This is a genomic window from Nocardia sp. NPDC050413, from assembly GCF_040655475.1.
In the GTDB taxonomy this organism is placed as follows: Bacteria; Actinomycetota; Actinomycetes; order Mycobacteriales; family Mycobacteriaceae; genus Nocardia; species Nocardia coubleae.
Genome location: NZ_JBFAJZ010000001.1, coordinates 1,013,504 through 1,034,177, shown reverse-complemented (window position 1 = coordinate 1,034,177; position 20,674 = coordinate 1,013,504). Strand labels below are relative to the sequence as shown.

Below are 20,674 nucleotides of genomic sequence, written 5' to 3'. Positions count from 1 at the left end.
CACGACCCCCCAGGACGCGGTTGCCGTCATCCTGTGTGACGGCGGGGTGATCGTCGAGGGACCTTCTTCGGCGAGGTCGGTCCACCTCGAGAACGGTGCCGATTCCGACTGCCGGAATCGGCCCGAACGGCCCCGGTACTGATCGCCCATCGAGAGGACGCCTGCTCGACGCGTCCACGGTCCTCGCGTTCGTGCGCAATGCCCGCCAGGACCTGGTGCGCCCGCTCGCGGTGAAGGTCTGCCTTCACTCCTTCTCGTTCTCTCGACCGTTTTCGGCCGTCTGGTTCACCGCACCCGTCAGGTCGCCGACGATCCGGCGCAGCTCTTCGATGTGGTTGTCGCGGAGTTGGTGCGGCGTGAGGTCGTACTTCAGGCACAGTGCGGCGGCGGCGGCCGTTGCGATCGCGTGCTGCGCTCCGTTGCCCATGAACTTCGTGACCGAGCCGGCGATATGGGTGACGCTGATGTGCTTGCCTGCCATCATCACGTTGTCCAGGTCGGCTGAATACAGGCATCGGAACGGCACTTCGAACGGGAGGCCGTCGCGGGTGTCCCACTTCCAGTCCTTCAGGCGGAAGTCGTATTCGTCGTCGATCGGATAGTGCAAACAGAACGCCCCGGAGTTCATCGCCACTGTGTCGGGGAAGCGTCGGTGCTCGCGAATGTCGTTCTCGGTCAACACGTATCCGCCGAGGTATCGTCGGAACTCCCCTTGCCCGGCGACGAAAGCGACCCAGTCCAGCGCCAGGTTTGCGTAGGTATCCGGTTCGAGGGCCTTGACGTTGGCGAAGGTTCCATAGATCGCGCACAGCAGGTGATCGCGAATTTCCTCGCCCTGGGTATACGGATCGAGCCATTGGCCGTACTCCCAGAGGTGCGTGGCGGGGAACAGCATTCGGCGGCGGATGCTCGGATCCGGATCACGGAATCGACCCGCCACGGGACCTGGCCCGTTGTCGACCCCTGGCTCCACCAGTTGCCCGCCGAGATTCGCGTAGTCCTTCGCGACGGCCTGTGCCCAGGGGACATCCGGAAACGGCACCGGCTCCGAGTGTTCGCGAGTCCGGAAGAACAGCGTGTGACCGTGATGCTGGTCGAGATGCTCGGCTGGAGCCGTCGGTTCGTTGTACTCGGCCCTGGATTCGTGGCTGAACAGGGTTCGTGCGTCTGCGAGCAGGCCGACGATCGCTGTCCCGCTGCAGTCGATGACGAGCGGAGCGGAAAATCGATACTCCCGCCCGGTCCGTGTGTCGCGGGCATCGACCGCGGTGACCCGTCGTTCGGCGGTGATCACGCGGAAGACCTGGTGCTCGGTGTAGAGCGACGCGTTCGATTCCGCCTCGAGGACCTGGCGTGCCATCAGATCGCCGTCGGGGTGGCGCTTCGACAGCTCATGCACGAGCGGTCCGGTCTCGCCGCGGGGAGTGAGGCCGATCTCGACGCTCGCGTTTCCCCCGAGGACGGGCCGATTGTGCAGGAGTGCGACCCGTAGCCCGAGCCTGCAATGGGGAGACAAGTACACGGCTGATCCCGAGGGGCCCTTCCTGGATGTCCGCCACGCCGATTGCGACGCGCCCGTGCGAGTGGTCGTCGAGTGCAGTCACGACCACGCCGCCCTTGCTCACAACGAGGTCGTCGTGCGACCGGGCGCGTCCGCCCGTCCACGCCGCCGGTAATCGCCTGCATCGACGGGGACAGGCCCGCAGGTGACCTGAGATCTCCCGGGTTTCGGGACAGGCTGGGCGGGTGGGTGTTCGGATCTGAAGCGACCGTCAGTATGGCGGCCGGCTTTCGGAGGGGTGACGACCGGTGAGCACTCGTATCGGCTCCTCGCGGACAATCCTCCGGTGACGCTTACTCTCGCCGAACTCCTCGGCTACACCGATCGTGGTCTGGACGCCGACCTCGCCCACTGGTTTCCGGACGCCGACCTCGTGTCGATTCCCGCCGAAACTCGTTCGGCCGAACCATTTCTCGCACGACTCGCCCCTGCCGACGCCGCCGCGCTCGCGGCCTTCGACCGCCGGGTCCGCTCCGGTCGGATGCCGCAGTTCCTCGACATCTTCGAGTGGTCCTACGCGTTCGACTTCGCGGCCAACGGCTGCGGGATTCTCGACGCGGACTACAGCACCGAGCTGGCTGACGACGACGTGTTCTCCGTCGGCGCCGACGGCGGCGGCAACCTGTATGTCTTGCTCACCACCGGGCAGGTCGCGGTGTGGTTCCACGAGGAGGAAGTTCTCGAGGGCGACACCCGTTTCGACAACCTCGACGTCTTCCTCTGGTCGTATGTGCGCTACCAGGCGGTGCGCGCGGGCAGGCTGGCACCGGCCGATATCGAGGCTGACTTCATGGCGCTCGGCCAAGACGGTGCGCTCGCCGAAGAACTCGGATTGTTGAGTCGGATCATCCGGTAACGCAGCGATGACATCCGCAGCGACGACGATCCACACCGAGACGAGTGCGGCGCGATACGCTCGGCGCACGGTGATCATGCGGCGCTTGAACCGAAGTGGGTCAGGGGCTCGAGTCGCTTCGCTTTTCCGAGCTGACAGGGCTAGCCCTACGAATGTGCAGCTGTCGGGATTCGTTGGAGTCGTTCGGATCAGGTAGCGCAGTGTTGTCGATCATCAAGTGGAGCTTGTCGATCTTCGCGAGGCGATCAGCGGCGTCCGCAGCTTCGACGACTCCCGTGACCATCTGGGCATGTCGGAGGCCGTTCTAGCCGACCGGCTCCGCAAGCTTGTCGCTGCAGGCATCCTGATGACCCGGCCCTACCGGTCGCCGGGCGAACGCACTCGCAACGAGTACCTCCTGTCCGAGAGAGGCGATAGCGCCGACGCGGTGAACGACCAGTCCGCTTGTCCTGGTGGCGTTGTGTTCGCGGCGCTGCTCAGTGGGGGGCGGCGTGTGGGCCGGGACCAGCCGATGCTGAGTTGGACGGCCCGTTGCCAGTGCTGGTATTCGTCTTCGCGAGCGGAGCGGTCGTGGCCGGGCACCATTGGGCGGCTGCCCGCCAGTTGCGGCGTAGCCCGTGCAGGTCCGGCCAGTAGCCGACGGCCAAGCCCGCTGCATAGGCTGCTCGTCCAAACTCATCCACGGCGGGTTGCGCTATCTCGAGCAGATGGGCTTCACCCTGGTTCGGGAGGCGCTCGAAGAGCGTGGGCTGCTGCTGAATTCACTCGAACCGCACCTGGTTCTCCCGGTCGCGGAAACTTTGAGCGAGACCGAAGGCCTGCACCACCCTCACACCGCCGAACTCTGACCCAGTACTCCAACCGCGAGGTCAGCGGCGAGATGGCCGGTTGAGCCACCTCACGCACAGACGAACCGCAGGCCGGTGGCGTCCGTCTGGTCCGAGGCGGTCTTGGAGCGCTGTCGGTGGTTGCCGGTGCGATGATGAGTCGATGACAAGCCCTGATCCAACCGAGAGCGGTCCTGACGAGGGATCTCGTACGGTCGTGACGCGGCCCGCCTCGGTGGGATCGTTCACGTTCTGGTTCGCCAACCAGCGTTGGGAGTGGTCTGCGGAGGTGTACCGGATGCATGGGTATGCCCCCGGTCAGATCGTGCCGACCACCGAGTTGTTGCTCTCGCACAAGCACCCTGAGGACCGGGATCTTGTCGCCGAATTGATCGAACGCACCCTGGCCCAGGGTGAGCCGTTCTCGAGCCGTCACCGTTTCCTCGACACCAGTGGCCGCGTACACACGGTGATGGTCATCGCCGACCAAGTCCTCGACGACGACGGCGAACCGGTGGGTACGGCCGGCTATTACCTGGATCTGACCGAGACTGTCGACGCGGTGGCCGAGGCTGCCGCGACGGAGGCGATCGGTGGTGTGGTGGCGGCGCGGGCGGTGATCGAGCAGGCCAAGGGTGTGCTGATGCGCATGTACGGTATCGACGCCGAGCAGGCGTTCAAGGTGCTGGTGTGGCGTTCGCAGGAGACCAATGTCAAGCTTCGTGACATCGCGGCCTGCGTGATCGCGGACCTGAAATTGATCCCACGGCCACCGGTACAGACCGTGACCGCGTTCGATCATCTGCTTCTGACCTGCCACAAACGGATTACCAGCACCACCGAGGCGTGAAACAACCGGTGATCTGCGCTGGATCTCCGGTCGTCTCTGCCGCCGTGGGCCAGGAGAGGACCTCGTTCGTGGTGGTATCCACGATCGCCGCGCCGGCGACGATTGATCGTTCACCACAGCTCGCACAGCCCGCGTCACAGAGGTAGGGGTCGAACGCGCCGACTACTCGCCTGAACCGGCGCGTTCTCGATCGCTGCGACTTCCCGGGTAGTCGCAGGATCTGTCGGGGGCTTTACCCGCTACAACTTGTCTAAACGGTGGAGTCGGCTCCGTCGCTCCGGATTCTCCAGAGGCGCAGGTACGGCATTGGCGCCGAAGCCGTTTCACCCGTCGGCCAGGTGGGGTAGGCCTGTCCGATATCGGTCGGCGTCGGGGTAGACAGGTTCGAGCCCGCGATAACGACACCGGTGTCTTGCCTGGCGAAGCTCGAGTCAAGGCGCGCGTCGATTGCGCTGACTAGCGATTTGTGGCATTCCGGGCCTCGGAGATCACCGCCACCCCGGCTCGGCCACCGTCGACATCGAGCACACGGTGCCGGCGGCATCGGTCGCCACGCTGTGGGTGACGTAATCCCGACCGCTTGAGCTCGGTGGTAACGTGGCGGCGTGCTCATGGAAGAGGTCGACAGACTGTAGCCGCCCTCTCGAAGGCGGCGCTCTCGACGACACGTTCCCTCAACTCTGGAACGTGCCTTCTGCCTGTGCTCACTGCGCTGGCGCGCACCCTCGGCCGCGCCGCGTCGCTTTCGACGGCATCCGCAAACATCCGAGTCCTTTGCGGTCGCTCGTTTTCACGAGCAGGAAGAGTCGAACATCCATGTCTACATCCACACCCTCGGCGATCACTTTGCACGACCTGTCCTTCGAATGGCCCGACGGAACCGTCGCGCTGTCCCGGATCAACGGAGCATTCGGTACGGGCCGCACCGGTCTGGTCGGCCGTAACGGCGCCGGTAAATCAACGCTGCTGCGCCTGGTCGCCGGGCTCCTCACGCCCAGCTCCGGGCGCATCGACATCACCGGGGAGGTGGGGTACCTTCCCCAGACACTCACCCTCGGCCGCGACGCCACTATCGCCCAATTGCTCGGCATCGCAGACAAACTCGCCGCCCTCCGGGCCATCGAGTCCGGTGCGACCGGCGAAGAACCCTTCGAGACGATCGGCGACGATTGGGACATCGAGGCTCGCGCCGACGAGGCCCTGCACGAGATCGGCTTCAGCGCAGCCGATCTGGACCGCCGCGTCGGCGAGATCTCCGGGGGGCAAGCTGTTCTCGTCGCAATCACAGGGCTACGTGTTCGGCGCACCCCGATCACCTTGCTCGACGAGCCCACCAACAATCTCGACCGTGGAACCCGGGCCGTGCTTTCCGGATTCGTGGATTCGTGGCCCGGAACCCTTGTGGTGGTCAGCCACGACCTCGAGCTGCTCGAGCGTATGGATGCCACCGCGGAACTGCACGGTACGACCCTGGAGGTGTTCGGTGGGCCCTACAGCGCCTGGAAGCAATACGTCGAGCAGGAACAGGCCGCGGCGCAGCAGGCCGCGCGGACTGCCGAGCAGGCGTTGAAAGTAGAGAAGCGGCAACGCGTCGAGGCCGAGACCAAGCTGGCCAGGCGGGAACGCACGGGAAAGGCTACGCAGCGCGACGGTGGCATTCCCCGGATCCTGGCAGGCAATCGTGCCAGTAAGGCGCAAGCGTCGGCGGGGGCGATGCGTTCCACGCTTGATGCGAAAGTGCTAGCTGCCCAGGGTGTTCTGGACCAAGCGGCGAGCCGGGTACGGCGTGAGGAGCACATCCGACTCGATCTGCCCGATCCCGACGTGCAGCGCGGCAGGCGCATCGCGGAACTCCGCGCCGGCGACCGCAGCGTCATCGTCCAAGGGCCCGAACGCGTCGCCATTGTCGGCCCCAACGGCGCCGGGAAGTCGACGCTGATCGAGAACTTGCTGCAAGGTAGCGGATCCGGCACATTGTTCACCGATCGGGTCGGTTACCTCCCGCAACGCCTCGATGGCCTCGACGACCAGGTCAGCGCACTGGAGAACGTGCACGCGGCGGCCCCGGCCACGCCGCCCGCCGCCATCCGCAACCACCTGGCTCGAATGCTGTTACGCGGCACCAGCGTCGAGCGACCGGTCTCGACGCTGTCGGGCGGTGAAAGGTTCCGAGTTTCCTTGGCGCGCTTGTTGTTCGCCGATCCGCCGCCTCAGTTGCTGGTCCTCGACGAGCCGACGAACAACCTGGATATCGCCAGCGTCGACCAGCTTGTCGACGCGCTGGTCGCCTATCGCGGCGCTGTGCTGGTCGTCAGCCACGACTACCCGTTCCTGCGGCGCCTCGGCATCGACACCGTTATCGAACTCGATGCCGATGGCCGTTTCCGAGACCGCGGATCTTTGTGAGGCGATACCGAAGCTGCCGGACCGGTAAGCGCTACCGGCCCGGCGGCCCGGGGCCGTCGAAGTCGCTGGCCAGGGGATGATGGTGGGCACAGTGATCACCGGGCCGATGGCGAGTTGCTGTTCGTAGGCGTCGTACTGGGGTTCGCCCGGAGCCAGGCTCAGCCGCCACCGGTAGTTCGAGACGACGCTCTCTGGTTCAGATGGAATCTTTCGCAGCCGCGGTCCGTGCGGGAGTACACGCCGATCCGTCGATCGAGTGGCGCGCGCCCGCGTCCATTCTCGACGTCCTCGAAAGGGCCGCGATCAGGACTTGCGGAACTCGGTTGTGCGGTGGCGGCGGACTCGGTGACTGTGATCTCAGCTGTCGGTGCGTGAGGACCGGCGGTGCCCCGTGTCCTTTCTCGTGAAGGTGTCACAGCTGGATCGAGGAGAGACGATGACGAGCAGGGTTCGAGTGGCGGCTGTACAGGCCGAGCCTCGGTGGCTGGATGTGTCCGCCGGCGTCGACCAGGTCATCACGTTGATCGAGGCGGCGTCGGAGCAGGGTGCCCGGTTGGTCGCCTTCCCCGAGACGTTCATACCCGGTTTCCCATGGTGGATGTGGTTGCGCGCGGTCGAGTGGGACGGCGACATCCTCGCCAGGTACCACGCCAATTCGATGACCGTCGACGGCCCCGAGCTGCGCGCGATCCGCTACGCCGCACGCCGCCGAGGCATCCACGTCGGACTCGGCTTCTCCGAGCGAGCCGGGAACCGCGTGTTCATGTCCCAGGCGCTGATCGACGATCAGGGCGACATCACCGTCTCCCGCAAGATGCTGCCCACCGCCCTGGAACGCAGCGTGTTCGGCACGGCGGACGGGCCCGCGCTGCTGCGTGAGACCGCACTCGGCACGATCGGGGCGCTCGGTGGCGCCGACCATTTCCTGTCCGGCGCGTGCGAGGCGATGCAGCGGGCGGGCGAACACATCCATCTGGCGTTCTGGCCCGGATTCACGTTCTGCCGCGGTGACACCCGGATCGACGCGGCGGAACTGAGCACCGCTGCCAGCCGCCGGTACGCGCGGGCAGCTGGCAGCTACCTGCTGGCACCGACCGCGGTAGTCCCGGTGCGCGGATGGCGGGCCGCGGCGGAGGGCCGCGCCGACGTGCTGCACGGAGGCAGCGGTGTCGCCCGGATCCTCGGCCCCGACGGTCACGACCTCGCGATCCCGATGAATCCCGACCAGGAAGGGCTGCTCGTCGCCGACCTCATCGTCGCCACTGCGCGCTATCGCCCTGCCTTGCCGTGCGCCGACCGCGCGCTCGCCTGAAACTCCGCGACACACCCCACGGTTTTAGCGCCTCGGTGCGACGACGACCACTAGGAAGTGTCATGGTCGGCCCGCGGATGGGACCGACGGATACCGATACTTCCGGGTCGGACTGCAGCGCCCTCCATCGATGCGGTGGGTGACATTGGCACAGGGGTAGAGATCGGTGCGCGAGACCGGCCCGATGAACCCGCGAGGCCAGTCGATCGGGGAGGTCGCTGTGCTGCTGTCAATCGACCCCGATTCGGAGTTGCCATCCGCCGAGGGGAGTTTCGCTAGTAGCCGTGGCGAGGATCGGTTGGTCGGCATGGTCCCGGTGGTGCCCGCGAGCGTTCTACTCCATCGGAGATCGTCGTGCATCGGAAAGGGGAGTCCGCCAAGCTGCGGGTTCGGCAACGGCAAATCTGCGACCGGTCACTGAGGTCGGTACGAGCCGGATGAAGAAGTTCTTCGCGCCACCCTGCCACCAGGACCACTCGGCCGATGACCTTGCCCGACGCGAGATGAACGCTCGCATCGATCTCGACTCCGAATTGAAGCGTGGTTTCGGTATCCGTTCGGTCATCCGGTAGGGAGGGGTTCTACTCCACAACAGCGGGATCGCCCGACGAGGTCGCGAGTCGGGCCGATCGGCGATCACGCGGACTACACGGTCATTCGGTGAGGCTGGCACCGAATACGCGCAGCTCTCGATAGGCCACCCGGAAGCGTGCCCGCTTGTGCAGCGACCCGGACTCGCCGTCGTGGGCCACACGGAACGGCTCGTCGGCCTCGATCGTGACGACAGGCGCCTGCAGCTCCCGGTACACCTTGGAGTTGCGCATCCGCCCGCTGATCCACGACAGCAATAGCCGCACCGTCGCGAATCGGTGACCGTCCTCGAGATAGCGCACATCGAGCACACCGTCGTCGAGGCGCGACCGGCGGCCCGGCACGAAGCTCGGTGCGCCGTACATGGAATTGCCGAGGAAGAAGAACGACACCGTGGCGGGGCGGCCCTCGATGCAAACCTTCACCGGCGAGGTGTGGCGCAGCACCTTGCGCAGCGCCCGGATGGTTGCTGTCACCCGCCCGATCCGGCGCCGCTGATATCGCGTTCTGGTGCGGACGAATTCGGGGTAGGCGCCGATGCTGGCCGTGTTGAGCAGGAGCGTGCTGTCGTTCAGCCACACCACGTCGACGCGGGCGACCCGGCCCTGCCGGATCGATTCCACTACCGCGGGAACGGTGTCGCAACCGACGTCTTTCGCGAAGTGGTTGAACGTGCCCGCCGGAAACACCGCGAGCGGCTTGCCCGTCGCGACCGCGTGCGCGGCAAGGGTCGCGACGGTGCCGTCGCCGCCCGCCACCCCGAGGAAATCGGCCCGCTGCGCGGCCTGCGCGGCCACCGCGTCGATGTCGCAGTCCTTGGCGAGCTCGATGATCTCGGCCTTCGGGAGCTCCTTACGGATCTGCTGTGCGACGCGTGCGCCGGTGCCGTCGCCGGAGGCGGAGTTGAGTACGACGACCAGCCCCGCGCCGTCGGGGTCGGTCGCGATCCGCTCGACGGTCGGCGGCGGAATCATGATGCGGCTGTCGTCGACCGGCGGCACAAGTTTCGCGCCGGCGATCGCGATCCCCGCGCCGACGGCGAAGCCCGCGAGCACGTCACCGGGATAGTGCGCGCCGGTGGCGACTCGGGATAGGCCGACCGCCCCGGCGAGACCCGTCAACAGGTATCCGGCGGTGCGGTTCTCCAACCCGACGCCGACGGCGAACGCAGCCGCCACCGCGGCGTGCCCGGATGGGAACGATGTGGAGGTGGGCTGATGCCGGGCACGTGCGCGGGGCACGGTGTCGAAAACGGGGCGGATGCGGGGATATATCCGCTTGAGTCCCTGGTTCACGACAAGGCTCGTGACAGCGATGGACCCGAGCCCGCGCACCGCGCCGCGACGCGAGGACAAACCACCCAGGCCGAGTCCGGCGGCGATGACCATCCACAGTTTCGAGTGGTCAGCCGCCGCGGACAACGGGCGCATGGTGAGGTCGAGCAGTGGGCTGGGGGAATCCGCCACGGCGTCGAACAACCGACGGTCGAGATCGCTGAGTCCCTCGTGGAGGGTTCGGAGGGGAAGCGGCACCGGACCGGGCATAGTCTTGAAAGTACCTTCTCACCCGGTCGTCAGACGGGATTGACCGCGCCGGTGCGTTTACGCACCGACTGCCGCGGCGCAGAGGGGCTGGAGACCGCAGGACGGGTCGAGGCCGTGGATCTCCTTTGTGCCGAGAGCGTCCATGAAGTTCAGAATGTCGCGGCTCACCTCTTGGCTCGGCACAAGGATCGTGAGCTCTGTCGGACACGGGGTCACGAAACTTGCGGAGGCCGTGGGCCTGGCCTGACTCGTCCGCGCCCCGATCTCGGCGGCGGACAGATGCTCGACCATGCCCGCGTCATGGGACAGCGGTTCGTCGAGCGCCTCGAAGGCCGCTTCCGAACGCAATGCGCCACATGGGAAGTATGAGCTAACAGTATTCGATGGTGTTGCCTCACTCGCACCTTCGCGACTTTTCTGTGATCCGTGCCCAGGCCGATCGTGCCCGCAGAAGGTCGCCGAGCACCGACCGAGGTGGCGGTCGAATGCCGGGGTCCGACACCTTGATCGTCGTTCGTATCGCGGCAGTGAGGTGGTTCCACGACAATGGCATGGTGTCGCCGGATGAGGACTACGCGAGCTTGGTACCGAACCCGCCGACGCGGTTCGGGGTGGGTGAGCTTCGTGATGCTTATGTCGATGTCGTTACCGACGAACGCAATCCGCGGTGGATGGCCGCAGAACGCCGCGCCTACTTCGATGGGCTGTGCGGGTTGTTCGACCTGGATCTGCCGACCTCACGCCAGAGTGTCGGCCGCGGCCGGAACCAGTATGTGCACGGCTTGCTGCTCGACACTGTGGAGTCGTTGCAGCGCACCGGAACCCCGTGGGACGGTTACCTCGTGGCGGGAGCTTTGCTGAAAGAGCTGGACCACCTCGGAATCGGTGGAGCGCACCGGGAGTTCGTGTTCGAACTGCGTGCGGCAGTGGACGCCTCGCGAGCCAAGCATCGCGAATTGCTCGACCTGCTCCTGGGCGGTCTACTCGGTGACCGAGCGAACCAGGTGTTCACCCTCGATGAACTCGAGGCAGCTGGGATCGAGCGCGCTGTCCCGATCCGCTGTCTGCCCGACTGAACTTCGTCGTGTCGCCACGGTGGGGGCAGGGCGGTGAAAGGACTCATGATGTCGTGGAGTGCGCTGCCGTTTGTTCATGGCACTGTGCCGCCGTATATCGCCGCGATCCTCACCACGGCTTTGTCGGACGACCCGGTGGATTTGGCTGGGTATGAGGAGGCGGCGGCACGAATGGCTGACCTCGCTGTGCGGATCGATGGGTATCTGGGGATGGAGTTCGCGCGAGACGAGCACTGTGGGATCACCGTGTCGTACTGGCGCGATCTCGATGCCTTGCGCAACTGGCGGGAGGACATCGAGCACGTGGCAGCTCAACGCGTCGGCCGCGAACGGTTTTACCTGGGGTACAGGGCGCGGATATGCCATGTTGAGCGCGAGTACGAATGGGCTCGCTCTTTGGAGCTTGTTCCTCCTGTCCACGACTACTGAGATGGGGAACCGGTCCTTGTGTGTCGGATGCGCGCAGAATGACATCGTTGCGCGCGACGCGCTGGGTGTGTTCGGGAACATCGGGCGATTCCGTACTCGACTCGGTGTTCTCGTCGCTTCCTGTCATTTCCCGTTGATCCCGTCATTTCTGTGTGATCAATGTGTGTCGCATCGGATACCGCCGTCAGTTGTCGGTGCTCGTACCAGATCACCGGGATGACCGATCCGTTCGGCAACGTCTGCGCTCGACGGTCCTTTTCCGTCGCACCGATGCGGGCGGAGAGATGCGCTGCACCGCGAGATTCGACTCGTTCGTACCGATCTCGACGGTGGCGAATCCGGCGTTGTGGATAGCTTCGACCAACGCGGCCACCGCTTCGCTCGCGTAACCGGCGCGCCGGTCCTGTGATCCGATCCACCAGCCGAGAGTTCGCGATGATGCGTCGTTGTCATCGGGGTCCACGTTCGCGCCACCTATCAGGGCGTCGTCCGACCGCGTTTCGAGTACGAGGAGCCTGGTTCCGGGCGTCCCTGCTCGACGGATTTCACCATTCCCCGGGTATGATGTTGCGTCAACCTGTTCGCTGCAAGCATCTCCGCATCGACCGTGGCCGCGAGTGCGACAACCACCGCCACGGCCGAGACCGTCGCGATCCAACTCGCCAACCCGCGAACGGCGACACGCCAGGGCATTTGTTGAAGCGCCGTCCTGACATACGCGATGCGCCACATGGGAAACATGAGCAACCGTATTCGACGGTGTTGTGTCACTGGCGCATTCGCGACTGCTCTGTAGATCCGGACGCAGGCCTGATCGTGTCCGCCGAAGGTCGCTGAGCTCACACCGTAGTCGCGCCCCTGCCGTGCAGACCCGAATCCGGGCTGGCCATGGTCGGCTCCACCTACCCCGGGTTGTACCTGCGGTTCGACGGCTGCGTCGGGGAACAGCAGGCTGATCGGCAATCAGGGTCGAAACCGAGGGCGAAGACCGGACTGGGCGACGAAACCTCGTTGACGGCGTGTCATCGGGGGCCTTTGCGGGAGTCGGCGCACACTACAGCACACGCATCGATCGCGAAGATTTCATACAGAAGGGCCTTCTGGATGAAGATATCGATTCTCGCCCTGCTCGGACGAATTCGCGTCGGAAATACGGTGCTGGCGTTGGTCGCGAGCACGCTGTCGGTGATGGCGGCTGTGCCCGGTCCGACGATGGCAGCGCCCGCCGATTCCTACGCGTCCTCCGACGTCGGCTTCGCGGAAGGCTCAGGTGACGGTGCGGACATCGTGCGGCGCCTGCCCGCCATGCAGTCCGCGGTGGCGCCCAAGGTTCCGATGCTGCGCCTCGACCTCGACTGGTGGTCGGTCGAACCGGCTCGTGGGGCGCCGTTGCGGTGGGACCGGCTGGACCCGGTCGTGGATGCCGCCGCCGCCCGCGGAATGCGGGTTCTGCTCGTTCTCGCCTACGCGCCGCCGTGGGCGAACGGTGGTCACAGCGGCGACAAATGGTTCCCGATCCGCGACCAGGACTGGACCTCGATCGTGGATCGCACGGTCGCGCACTTCGGCGGCAAGGTCCAGGCATACGAGATCTGGAACGAACCGAACTTCGTGAACTTCGCCAACTTCGTCGGCGACCGCAAAGCGCGTTACTGGCAGCTCGTCAAACTCGCCTACCCGCGGGTGAAGGCGCGGTGTCCCGGGTGTGTTGTTCTGGCCGGGGCGTCGGGGGCGGGGACGGTGCAGGGTGGGACCAATCCGAACGCGCCGTCGGTCTGGTTGGATTGGGCGTACAGCCGTGGGTATCGCGGCTATTTCGATGCCGTCGCGCACCACCCGTATCCGGCGTGGAACTCGGGCAAAGGCCCTGCCGATCCCGAATGCGTCAATCGTTGGTGGAATATGTTCGGGCCACCTTCGGAGGCCACGCCGTGTGGTGAGCTCGCCCTGGTGCACTCGGTGATGGTTCGCCACGGCGACACCGCGAAGAAGGTGTGGGCTACCGAATTCGGCTATCCGACAGCCGGACTCGCGGCCATCCCGAGCGCGAGTACTGTTGGCGAGTACCTCGTGCAGGGCGTCCGGATGTGGCGTGCGCTGCCATACGCGGGTCCGCTGATCGTGTACTCCTACCGTGATCGCTGCGCCGCCGCCGATGATCCCGAGTGTCACTTCGGCCTGGTCACCACCACGATGGCGAGCAAGGAACCGATCACCGCCGATGTCAGCGCGGCCCTGCGTGGTGACGGTGTCACGCCGGTCCCGAGTTGGCCCGAGCGGTTGGCAGCGGGGGCGACCCTGCCCTGCGCGTCCGCGCTCCGGTCCCGCAACGGACTCTACGAGCTGTGGCTACAGGGTGATGGCAACCTGGTGCTGTATCGGACCAGCGGTGAAGTGCTGTGGTCCACCGCGACGACGAACGGAGAGACTCTGGTCAACCAGAACGACGGCAACCTGGTCCTGTACACCGGAAGCGGGGCCGCGGCGTGGTCGTCGAGGACGTGGACCATCGGCCCGTCGACGTTGGTCCTGGAGGACACCGGCAATCTGGTGCTCTACCGCAACGACGGAGGAGCGATCACCTGGTCCACGGGAACGGCACAAGGATGACCGAAGACCCCGAAACAGGGCCCACGCCGCCTGCTCTGCCCTCTTCGCCGAAAGGCCGGGGTGGTCGATCGGCCTGGCCATGCTACGGAAACAGCTCGATCGACACCTCCCCGAACCTCTCGGCATCCCGGCACAATTGCGCCGGTGGGACGACGCGGTCGCTCAACCGCTGCGCAGCGGGCTCTTCGCGGACCCGCGATCGGCCTGCACCTACGTGGGAACGGAGGATCTGTTCGACCTCGGCCAGGAAGGACGGCATCACCGCGCGGGCAAGCGGCGTGGCCGGATAACGGACACGCAGCGCCAAGCCGTCCTCGGTGCGGGAGAACCAGATCTGCACGTCGTCGGTGGTGCCGGTGTTGGAGATGTGGGTGGCGCCGCGCGCTCGTGCGCCGGGAAGGCGCCGGTAGTCGAGGTAGGACACCATGAAGATGTCGTGCCGTCGCGGGCGCAATCCCCCCAGCGCGTGCAAGGTTTCGGCGAGGGGGAGCGCGCCGATCTCGATGGCGGTACGGACCGCGGGCTGGGCGCGGCGCACGGTGTCGGCGAGGGTGCCGGAGGCGTCGATGGCGAGCGGAGCATTGGTGGTGAACCAGCCGACCGCCCGCTCCCATCGCGGTTCGTACCTGGTGTGCATCGGAAAGAGCAGCCGGGTCCGGTCGCCACCGCCCGCGGCGCGCACCCCGTGCGCCAGCGTCGCCAGCAGACCGGCGAAGAATCCCGCGTCGTTGCCCCGGCACCAGCTTTCGAAGGCCTCGGCCTCCTCGGCGGTGAGCACCTGACGCAAGCTCACGGCTTGGGGCGCGGATCGGCCCGGCGCGAGCCCCAGGTCGAGCGGGAACGACGGTGGTACCACGCCCTGATCGCCGAAGAACTCCCGCCAGCCGCGCAGGCGCGGATCGGCGGGGTCGAACGTGGTGGGTCGCGCGCAGTGATCGACGAAATCGCCGACCGGCGGCAGGGTTTCGGGGGCGGCGCCGTGGTAGAGCAGGCGCAGTTCGTCGATGACGATCGCGATCGAATGAGCGTCGACATGGGCGTGGTCGAAGGCGCACACGACGGTAGCGGTGTCGGGGCGGTCGATCGCGGCGAGGAGATAGGCGCGGTCGGCGAAGGGTGCGCACCGGTCGTTGCAGTGCCGCCAGATCGTGTCACGCAGCGCGGAACTCGATCTGGGCGTGGCGTCGGGCTGCTCGTCGAGGCGGACGGTTGCCGAACGCAGGACCCGGCGAGGTCCGCTCGGGGTTGCGGTGAAGGAACTGCGCAGGGTGCCGTGCCGGACGATCAGCGCGCGATAGGCCGCGGCCAGCGCCGCGCGATCCAGTGGACCGTCGACATCGAAAGCCGCGGCCAGCCACGTGCTTCCGGCTTCCGCTCCGGCGAGATGGACGAGCTGGTTGAACGAGGGCGGGATCGGCGACTCGTGCGCGTCGCCGTCGTCGCGGACCCGCCAGTGCACGAAGGTGCCGGGCGCGGGGGAGTAGTGGTCAACCGTGGTGACGCGCAACCGCCACCTCCCGGTCGTCGGCCTCGAGGCCGCGGTCGCCGTCGGTGGCCACGGCGTCGAACACCGATCGCAGATGGGCGTGATAACGCGCGAGCTGGTGCTGGGCGAACGGGGTCGCGGGGCTCTGGCAGCCGAGGTAGAGGTGCTCGGCGTCGCGGTTGAACCACATCGAGGCGTTCGCGGTCTCACCCTCCCCGGTGAACAGCATGCCGCGCTCGTACGGTGCGGTCCCGGCGCCGGGGAATCGCCGGAAGTCCAGGTAGGACAGCATGTTCGGACTCGCCGTCACCGCTGCCGGATCGGCACCGGCGGACAGGAGTGCGGTGAGCACTGCGGACAGCGGCACGGTGGACAGGCGGATGGCCCGGTCGTAGGCGGCGTTCGCGCGGCCGACCACCTCGGTGAACGAGGCGCATCCGGCCAGCGAGAAGGTCACCGGGGCGAAATTGCACAACCAGCCCTGAGTGAGCAGGAACTCCCCGACCCCCCGGGTGCTGAGCACGGTCATGCCGTAGTAGTCGGTGCGCCCGGCGAGCTCGAGATCGGTGATCGCCACCGCGGCGAGGACCCCGGCCACGTAGCGGCCACCCGCCGCGCGACAGACCTCGGCGAACGCGGCCGAGCCGGCACGGTCGAGTACATCGAACTCGATGCCGTGCATGGGTGCGGTGGCGCCGGGCGTGAGACCCAGGTCGAGGGCGAACCTCGGCATCGCGTTGTCGTGGTCTCGGAAGATCTCGACCCACTCGGCGACCTCGGGGCTCGCCGGGGAGAACTGGTGCGCCCGCGCGTTCTCCTCGCGGGCGTAGTCGGGGAACCCGCCGGCCGGGGTGGCGGTGAACGGGCTGAGCGGGCAGGCGGTGGTCTCGTTGCCGTAGAAGTCGAGGAGTTCGGTGAGGACCAGAGCCTGGGAGGCGCCGTCGCTGAGCGCGTGATCGGTGGCGTAGTAGAGGGTGAACGAGCCGGGGCGGGCGATGGCCCCGAGGACGAAACCGGGCCAGGAGGTGGCGACCGCGTCGCGCGCGATGCGGACCAGGGCATGGTCACGGAACTCGGCACCGCCGGGTGTGTGGCCTATTGTCATCGCCTCGAAGTCGATCCGGGCGGGCGCGACACTGTGCCGGGTGACGGTGGCGCCGTCGGTGTCGAACCAGGTCAGCAGCCCGGAATGCCGACGTGCGAACCGGGTCAGCGCGCGACTCATCGCCGTGGCGTCCAGCCCGCCGTCCACCTCGGTGGTGACCGCGAGGTAGGCGGTGTGTGGCTGTCCCGACCGGGCGCGGGCGTGCACGCCGCGCAGGTGATTGTCCTGCAGGAAGGTGCCGGGATCGGGATCGGCCGCTGCTGTCGCGGCGGCACGCAGAGCCGCGTCGGTGGGCTGCCACTCCACCAGTTCGCCCGGTTCGGGATCCCAGTTGCGCAGTGCGGTGATGATCATCGGCGTTCACCCGGCCGGGATCACGGCGGTGCGCCGGTCGACCAGCGCGCCCTCGGCGGCCACCGTCGACAGCATCGCGGTGAACGTGTTGATGAATCGGTGCACGTTCGCCGTCGCGACCTCGTTGCTGGGGAACCGTGCCGAGACCGCGAGCCCGCCGGGGGAGCGGGCGATCCAGAAGTAGACCTCCTCGTCGGACTGCTCCCCGCTGCGCAACGGCCGCACCTGCCACTGCTGCCACCGCGTGGCATCGGGCACGTGCCGTACATCGACATACGACACCACGAACCGCGGCACCTGCGCACAGTCGAGCAACTCCGCGATCCGCGGAAACGGCAGCCGGGCCAGGGGTTTCACCGCGTCGATGGCGGCGGTGGTCCGGTCGAGCAACTCGGCGAGGGTGTCCGCGCCCGCGTGGTCGAGCTCGAGCGGCAGCAACCCGACGTACCAGCCCATGGCGTGCACATGCGCGGCGGTGTGCCTGGTGTGCACCGGCATCGCGCAGCGCAGCGGCTCCGAACCGACCAGCACACGATGGGTCGCGGCCAGCGCGGCGAACACCGCCGACTGCACCGAATGCCCGGCCCCGCGACAGCGGGCCTGCAATTGCTCGGTCTGTTCGGCGGTCAGCACCCACGAGGACAGTCCACTCTGGTGCAGTCCGGGATGGGAGCGTCCGGTGCGGGAGGTGACCGGCAGCGGGAACGCTGGGAACCGGCCGCCGCCGTGCCGCAGGTACCGGCGCCAGACACGCACCGCGGGATCGGCCGCGGTCAGTGCCGCGCCGAGTGCTCGATCCTCGGCGCCGAAGTCGATATAGCTACCCACGTCGGGCAGTTCGGCGCTCGACTCGGTGTGGACCGCCTGGTAGAGACGCTGGATCTCGCTGATGGCCAACATCATCGAATACGCGTCCATCACCGAGTGATCGGCGCCGAACACCAGCAGGAACCCCTCGTCGTGCGCGGTCGGCTCGATGTCGCTGACCGTGGCGAGCAGACAGTGCGGCCATCGGGTGGGCGACAGGCGCGACCCGAAATAGTGGGTGAGGTGCTGATACACCCGCGTTCCGGTGCGCAGATGCCCGACCCGGCGCGGCATGACGTGCACGTCCTCGGCACGGCAGGTATAGCGCGCGAAACGGCCCGGCGCATGCTCGTCGGCGGTGGCCGTGGTGCGAAAGGCATCGTGGCGGGCCATCCAGCGCCGCAGTGTGACGCGCACCGACTCCTCGTCGAAGGGCAGCGGTATCTCGAAAACCGTGCCGAGCCACGAACTCTCGCCCTCGTCCGCGGTCGAGCGCGCGCAGTGCTGCTCGTGGAGATGGCTCAGTGGCCGTTCGTCGCGCTGCCACGCGCCCGAGGGGCCGGTGACCGGAACCCATTCGATGACGGTGCCCGCGCGCAGCGGATAATCAGCTAGCTCTGTGAATTCCATACGACCGCGCCCCAACCATAGTTGCTGACCGAAAGCTGAAAAACAGTGTGAATCCCCATGCTTCGCCCACCGGGTCACAACGTCGACGTCGTGTGGACCGATGGCGAGTGCCCGGTGACGGGCATGAAACGAGCGTAGGGGTTGCCCGAAAATAGTTCCTGCCGGGCGGTGGTGGCCTTCGTCACGATGTTTCCGGCCGGATATATCTGCTGGCTATCGCAGTATTCGGTGCGTGGCAGGGAATTTCGACGTTGCCGTCGGGTCGCGATTCGGTGAACGCGATATTTCGGGGGAAACTCTCGGCGTTGTGATGGCGATCTTTTCTGGCCTCCCGCATGACCTTGCGGTTGCCCGTACGTTCGTGTGGAACATAAGCTGCCGGGAGTTCGCAGTGGCGCGATCGCGTTCCCGTACGCATTCATCGAATATTCCGCCGAGGCGATGAGGAGGTGACGATGGCCGAATTCGAATCGGCGATCGAAACCAGGGGATTGACGAAGTCTTTCGGCGCGTTCCGCGCGGTCGACGGTATCGACCTGCGAGTGCCCGCGGGCACGGTGTGCGCGGTGCTCGGACCCAATGGCGCGGGCAAGACGACAACGGTCCGGATGATCGCGACCCTGCTGCGCCCCGACGCGGGCACCGCCCGGGTGTTCGGCCACGACGTGGTACGCGAGGCGACCGCGGTGCGCTCGCTGATCGGGCTCACCGGTCAGTACGCCTCGGTCGACGAGGACCTCACCGCCACCGAGAACCTGACCATCTTCGCCCGCCTGCTCGGCTTCCCCGGCGCCCGGGCCGCTCGGCGCTCGGCCGAACTGCTCGCGGAGTTCGGTCTCGAGGAAGCCGCGGGCAGGCCGCTCAAGCACTTCTCCGGTGGCATGCGACGTCGACTCGACCTGGCGGCCAGCCTGATCGGCCGCCCACCGTTGCTGTTCCTCGACGAACCGACGACCGGCCTGGATCCACGAACCAGAGCGCAGATGTGGACGACCGTGCGCGAACTGGTCGGAGCAGGCACGACGGTGCTGTTGACCACCCAGTACTTGGACGAGGCCGACGAACTCGCCGACCGCGTCGTGGTGATCGACCACGGTCGCGTCGTCGCCGACGGCACCGCCGACGAACTCAAGGCCACCGTCGGCGCCGCCGCGCTCACCCTGCGTGTCGACGTCGTCGAGCTGGCGGCGGCCGAGGCCCTCGTCCGCCGCTACCTGGGTGCGGAATCGGTGCTCACCAGCCCCGATGGCACGCTCACGGCCTCGGCGGCCGATACCACGACCCTGCCCGAACTGCTGATGGCCTTGCGCGCGGCCGGTATCGAGGTGCGTGAATTGGGGCTCGCGCCACCGAGTCTGGACGAGGTGTTCTTCGCCATCACGGGACCGGGTGGGGCCCTGCGTGTCCCGGAGCCCGCGTGAGCACCGCGGCCGAGCGGATCGCAGGTCCGGTGGGCACGCGGCGGATCTCGATGTCGCAGTCGATGTATCACGCGGCGACGATGGCGCGGCGCGGGCTGCTCAAGATCAAACACAATCCGCAGGAGCTGTTCGATGTCGTGGCCCTGCCGGTGGTGTTCACGGTGATGTTCTCCAGCATCTTCGGCGGCGCCATCGCGGGCACGGTCGGTGACTACCTGCCCATTCTGGTGCCCGGGGTGCTGGTGCAGGTGGCGGTGGCGGCCTCGGTGAACACCGGGGTGAAGCTGCGCGAGGACATGAACAAGGGCGTGTTCGACCGGTTTCGCGCGCTGCCGATCGCCCGGATCGCACCGCTGGCGGGCTCGCTGCTGGCCGATATGGTCCGCTATGCCGTCGCCACGAGTATGACGGTGGTGGTCGGCCTGGCGATGGGCTACCGCCCCGGCAGCGCGATGGGGTTGTTCGTCGCCTGCCTGCTGGTGCTGGTGGTGGCGTTCTCGCTGAGCTGGATCTTCGCCCTGATGGGTGTCCTGATGGACAAACCCTCGACCGTTCAGGGCGTGTCCATGCTCATCCTGATGCCACTGACCTTCGTCTCCAACGCCCTGGTCCCCGTCTCGACCATGCCTGCCTGGATGCAGACCTTCGCCCAGCTCAACCCGGTCTCACACCTGGTCACCGCGGTTCGTGAACTCGCCGACGGCCACTACGGCCACGAGATCGGCATCTCGCTGCTCGGCGCCCTCACCGTTCTGGCGATCATGGCTCCACTCACCGTCCGCGCCTACCTTCGCCGCGCCTGACCAGCC

Annotated in this window: 17 protein-coding genes and 1 pseudogene; 11 read left to right on the top strand and 7 right to left on the bottom strand. The window is 66.9% G+C overall.

Annotated features, from left to right (window positions below):
* Positions 1-244: 244 nt before the first annotated feature.
* The gene (locus tag AB0I19_RS04865) at positions 245-1,522 is read right to left on the bottom strand and encodes an FAD-dependent oxidoreductase (protein WP_357144511.1); all 1,278 of its coding nucleotides are present in this window, start codon (positions 1,520-1,522) and stop codon (positions 245-247) included.
* A gap of 325 nt (positions 1,523-1,847) precedes the next feature.
* Between AB0I19_RS04865 and AB0I19_RS04860 the strand changes: the two genes are divergently transcribed.
* The 6 genes and pseudogenes from AB0I19_RS04860 (at position 1,848) to AB0I19_RS04835 (ending at position 7,812) form a co-directional block, all read left to right on the top strand.
* Entirely contained in the window at positions 1,848-2,417 is a 570-nt protein-coding gene (locus AB0I19_RS04860; RefSeq protein ID WP_357144508.1) for a hypothetical protein, read from the top strand.
* Between the two features lie 217 nt (positions 2,418-2,634).
* Positions 2,635-2,784 (top strand): annotated as a pseudogene (locus AB0I19_RS04855) (transcriptional regulator); the annotation flags it as partial.
* Between the two features lie 250 nt (positions 2,785-3,034).
* Complete coding sequence (locus AB0I19_RS04850) at positions 3,035-3,265, top strand: hypothetical protein (protein WP_357145160.1); 231 nt, start codon at positions 3,035-3,037, stop codon at positions 3,263-3,265.
* Positions 3,266-3,407: 142 nt separating this feature from the next.
* A complete protein-coding gene (locus AB0I19_RS04845; RefSeq protein WP_357144506.1) occupies positions 3,408-4,094 on the top strand; it encodes a PAS and ANTAR domain-containing protein in 687 nt (228 codons plus the stop codon).
* Positions 4,095-4,910: 816 nt separating this feature from the next.
* On the top strand, positions 4,911-6,500 hold the full coding sequence (locus tag AB0I19_RS04840; RefSeq protein ID WP_357145127.1) for an ATP-binding cassette domain-containing protein: 1,590 nt from the start codon (positions 4,911-4,913) through the stop codon (positions 6,498-6,500).
* A gap of 436 nt (positions 6,501-6,936) precedes the next feature.
* Entirely contained in the window at positions 6,937-7,812 is an 876-nt protein-coding gene (locus AB0I19_RS04835) for a nitrilase-related carbon-nitrogen hydrolase (RefSeq protein ID WP_357144503.1), read from the top strand.
* 653 nt (positions 7,813-8,465) lie between these two features.
* Here the strand turns inward: AB0I19_RS04835 and AB0I19_RS04830 are convergent.
* Together AB0I19_RS04830 and AB0I19_RS04825 are read right to left on the bottom strand one after the other, a co-directional pair.
* Positions 8,466-9,947, bottom strand: a complete 1,482-nt coding sequence (locus tag AB0I19_RS04830; protein WP_357144501.1) for a phosphatase PAP2 family protein — start codon at positions 9,945-9,947, stop codon at positions 8,466-8,468.
* A 57-nt stretch (positions 9,948-10,004) separates the two neighbouring features.
* Positions 10,005-10,295: a hypothetical protein gene (locus tag AB0I19_RS04825; RefSeq protein ID WP_357144498.1), complete on the bottom strand. Its 291-nt coding sequence runs from the start codon at positions 10,293-10,295 to the stop codon at positions 10,005-10,007.
* 206 nt (positions 10,296-10,501) lie between these two features.
* Between AB0I19_RS04825 and AB0I19_RS04820 the strand changes: the two genes are divergently transcribed.
* Together AB0I19_RS04820 and AB0I19_RS04815 are read left to right on the top strand one after the other, a co-directional pair.
* Positions 10,502-11,023 carry a hypothetical protein gene (locus tag AB0I19_RS04820; RefSeq protein ID WP_357144496.1) on the top strand — a complete coding sequence of 174 codons (522 nt, stop codon included), beginning with the start codon at positions 10,502-10,504 and terminating at the stop codon, positions 11,021-11,023.
* 48 nt (positions 11,024-11,071) lie between these two features.
* Positions 11,072-11,452 carry an antibiotic biosynthesis monooxygenase gene (locus AB0I19_RS04815; protein WP_357144493.1) on the top strand — a complete coding sequence of 127 codons (381 nt, stop codon included), beginning with the start codon at positions 11,072-11,074 and terminating at the stop codon, positions 11,450-11,452.
* A gap of 208 nt (positions 11,453-11,660) precedes the next feature.
* On the opposite strand, the gene AB0I19_RS04810 is transcribed toward AB0I19_RS04815, so the two are convergent.
* A complete protein-coding gene (locus AB0I19_RS04810) occupies positions 11,661-12,182 on the bottom strand; it encodes a GNAT family N-acetyltransferase (protein WP_357144490.1) in 522 nt (173 codons plus the stop codon).
* A 374-nt stretch (positions 12,183-12,556) separates the two neighbouring features.
* On the opposite strand from AB0I19_RS04810, the gene AB0I19_RS04805 reads away from it, so the two are divergent.
* Positions 12,557-14,062 carry a hypothetical protein gene (locus AB0I19_RS04805; RefSeq protein ID WP_357144487.1) on the top strand — a complete coding sequence of 502 codons (1,506 nt, stop codon included), beginning with the start codon at positions 12,557-12,559 and terminating at the stop codon, positions 14,060-14,062.
* Between the two features lie 82 nt (positions 14,063-14,144).
* Here the strand turns inward: AB0I19_RS04805 and AB0I19_RS04800 are convergent, their stop codons facing one another.
* Genes AB0I19_RS04800 through AB0I19_RS04790 form a run of 3 tightly spaced genes read right to left on the bottom strand, consistent with a single transcriptional unit; the run spans position 14,145 to position 18,444 of the window.
* On the bottom strand, positions 14,145-15,569 hold the full coding sequence (locus AB0I19_RS04800) for a condensation domain-containing protein (protein ID WP_357144484.1): 1,425 nt from the start codon (positions 15,567-15,569) through the stop codon (positions 14,145-14,147).
* Positions 15,550-17,007: a condensation domain-containing protein gene (locus AB0I19_RS04795; protein ID WP_357144481.1), complete on the bottom strand. Its 1,458-nt coding sequence runs from the start codon at positions 17,005-17,007 to the stop codon at positions 15,550-15,552. The genes AB0I19_RS04800 and AB0I19_RS04795 overlap by 20 nt, the downstream gene beginning before the upstream one ends.
* A gap of 6 nt (positions 17,008-17,013) precedes the next feature.
* Entirely contained in the window at positions 17,014-18,444 is a 1,431-nt protein-coding gene (locus AB0I19_RS04790; protein WP_357144478.1) for a condensation domain-containing protein, read from the bottom strand.
* Positions 18,445-18,899: 455 nt separating this feature from the next.
* Here AB0I19_RS04790 and AB0I19_RS04785 point away from each other — a divergent pair, with 455 nt between their 5' ends.
* Both AB0I19_RS04785 and AB0I19_RS04780 read left to right on the top strand, forming a co-directional pair.
* A complete protein-coding gene (locus AB0I19_RS04785) occupies positions 18,900-19,865 on the top strand; it encodes an ATP-binding cassette domain-containing protein (RefSeq protein ID WP_357144475.1) in 966 nt (321 codons plus the stop codon).
* 50 nt (positions 19,866-19,915) lie between these two features.
* Complete coding sequence (locus tag AB0I19_RS04780; protein WP_357145125.1) at positions 19,916-20,668, top strand: ABC transporter permease; 753 nt, start codon at positions 19,916-19,918, stop codon at positions 20,666-20,668.
* Positions 20,669-20,674: the final 6 nt, after the last annotated feature.

Bases quoted from the DNA above. Each gene is read 5' to 3' on its own strand.
- AB0I19_RS04845 (WP_357144506.1), top strand. From the start codon at position 3,408: ATGACAAGCCCTGATCCAACCGAGAGCGGTCCTGACGAGGGATCTCGT.
- AB0I19_RS04840 (WP_357145127.1), top strand. From the start codon at position 4,911: ATGTCTACATCCACACCCTCGGCGATCACTTTGCACGACCTGTCCTTC.
- AB0I19_RS04835 (WP_357144503.1), top strand. From the start codon at position 6,937: ATGACGAGCAGGGTTCGAGTGGCGGCTGTACAGGCCGAGCCTCGGTGG.
- AB0I19_RS04830 (WP_357144501.1), bottom strand. From the start codon at position 9,947: ATGCCCGGTCCGGTGCCGCTTCCCCTCCGAACCCTCCACGAGGGACTC.
- AB0I19_RS04815 (WP_357144493.1), top strand. From the start codon at position 11,072: ATGTCGTGGAGTGCGCTGCCGTTTGTTCATGGCACTGTGCCGCCGTAT.
- AB0I19_RS04805 (WP_357144487.1), top strand. From the start codon at position 12,557: ATGAAGATATCGATTCTCGCCCTGCTCGGACGAATTCGCGTCGGAAAT.
- AB0I19_RS04795 (WP_357144481.1), bottom strand. From the start codon at position 17,007: ATGATCATCACCGCACTGCGCAACTGGGATCCCGAACCGGGCGAACTG.
- AB0I19_RS04790 (WP_357144478.1), bottom strand. From the start codon at position 18,444: ATGGAATTCACAGAGCTAGCTGATTATCCGCTGCGCGCGGGCACCGTC.
- AB0I19_RS04785 (WP_357144475.1), top strand. From the start codon at position 18,900: ATGGCCGAATTCGAATCGGCGATCGAAACCAGGGGATTGACGAAGTCT.
- AB0I19_RS04780 (WP_357145125.1), top strand. From the start codon at position 19,916: ATGTCGCAGTCGATGTATCACGCGGCGACGATGGCGCGGCGCGGGCTG.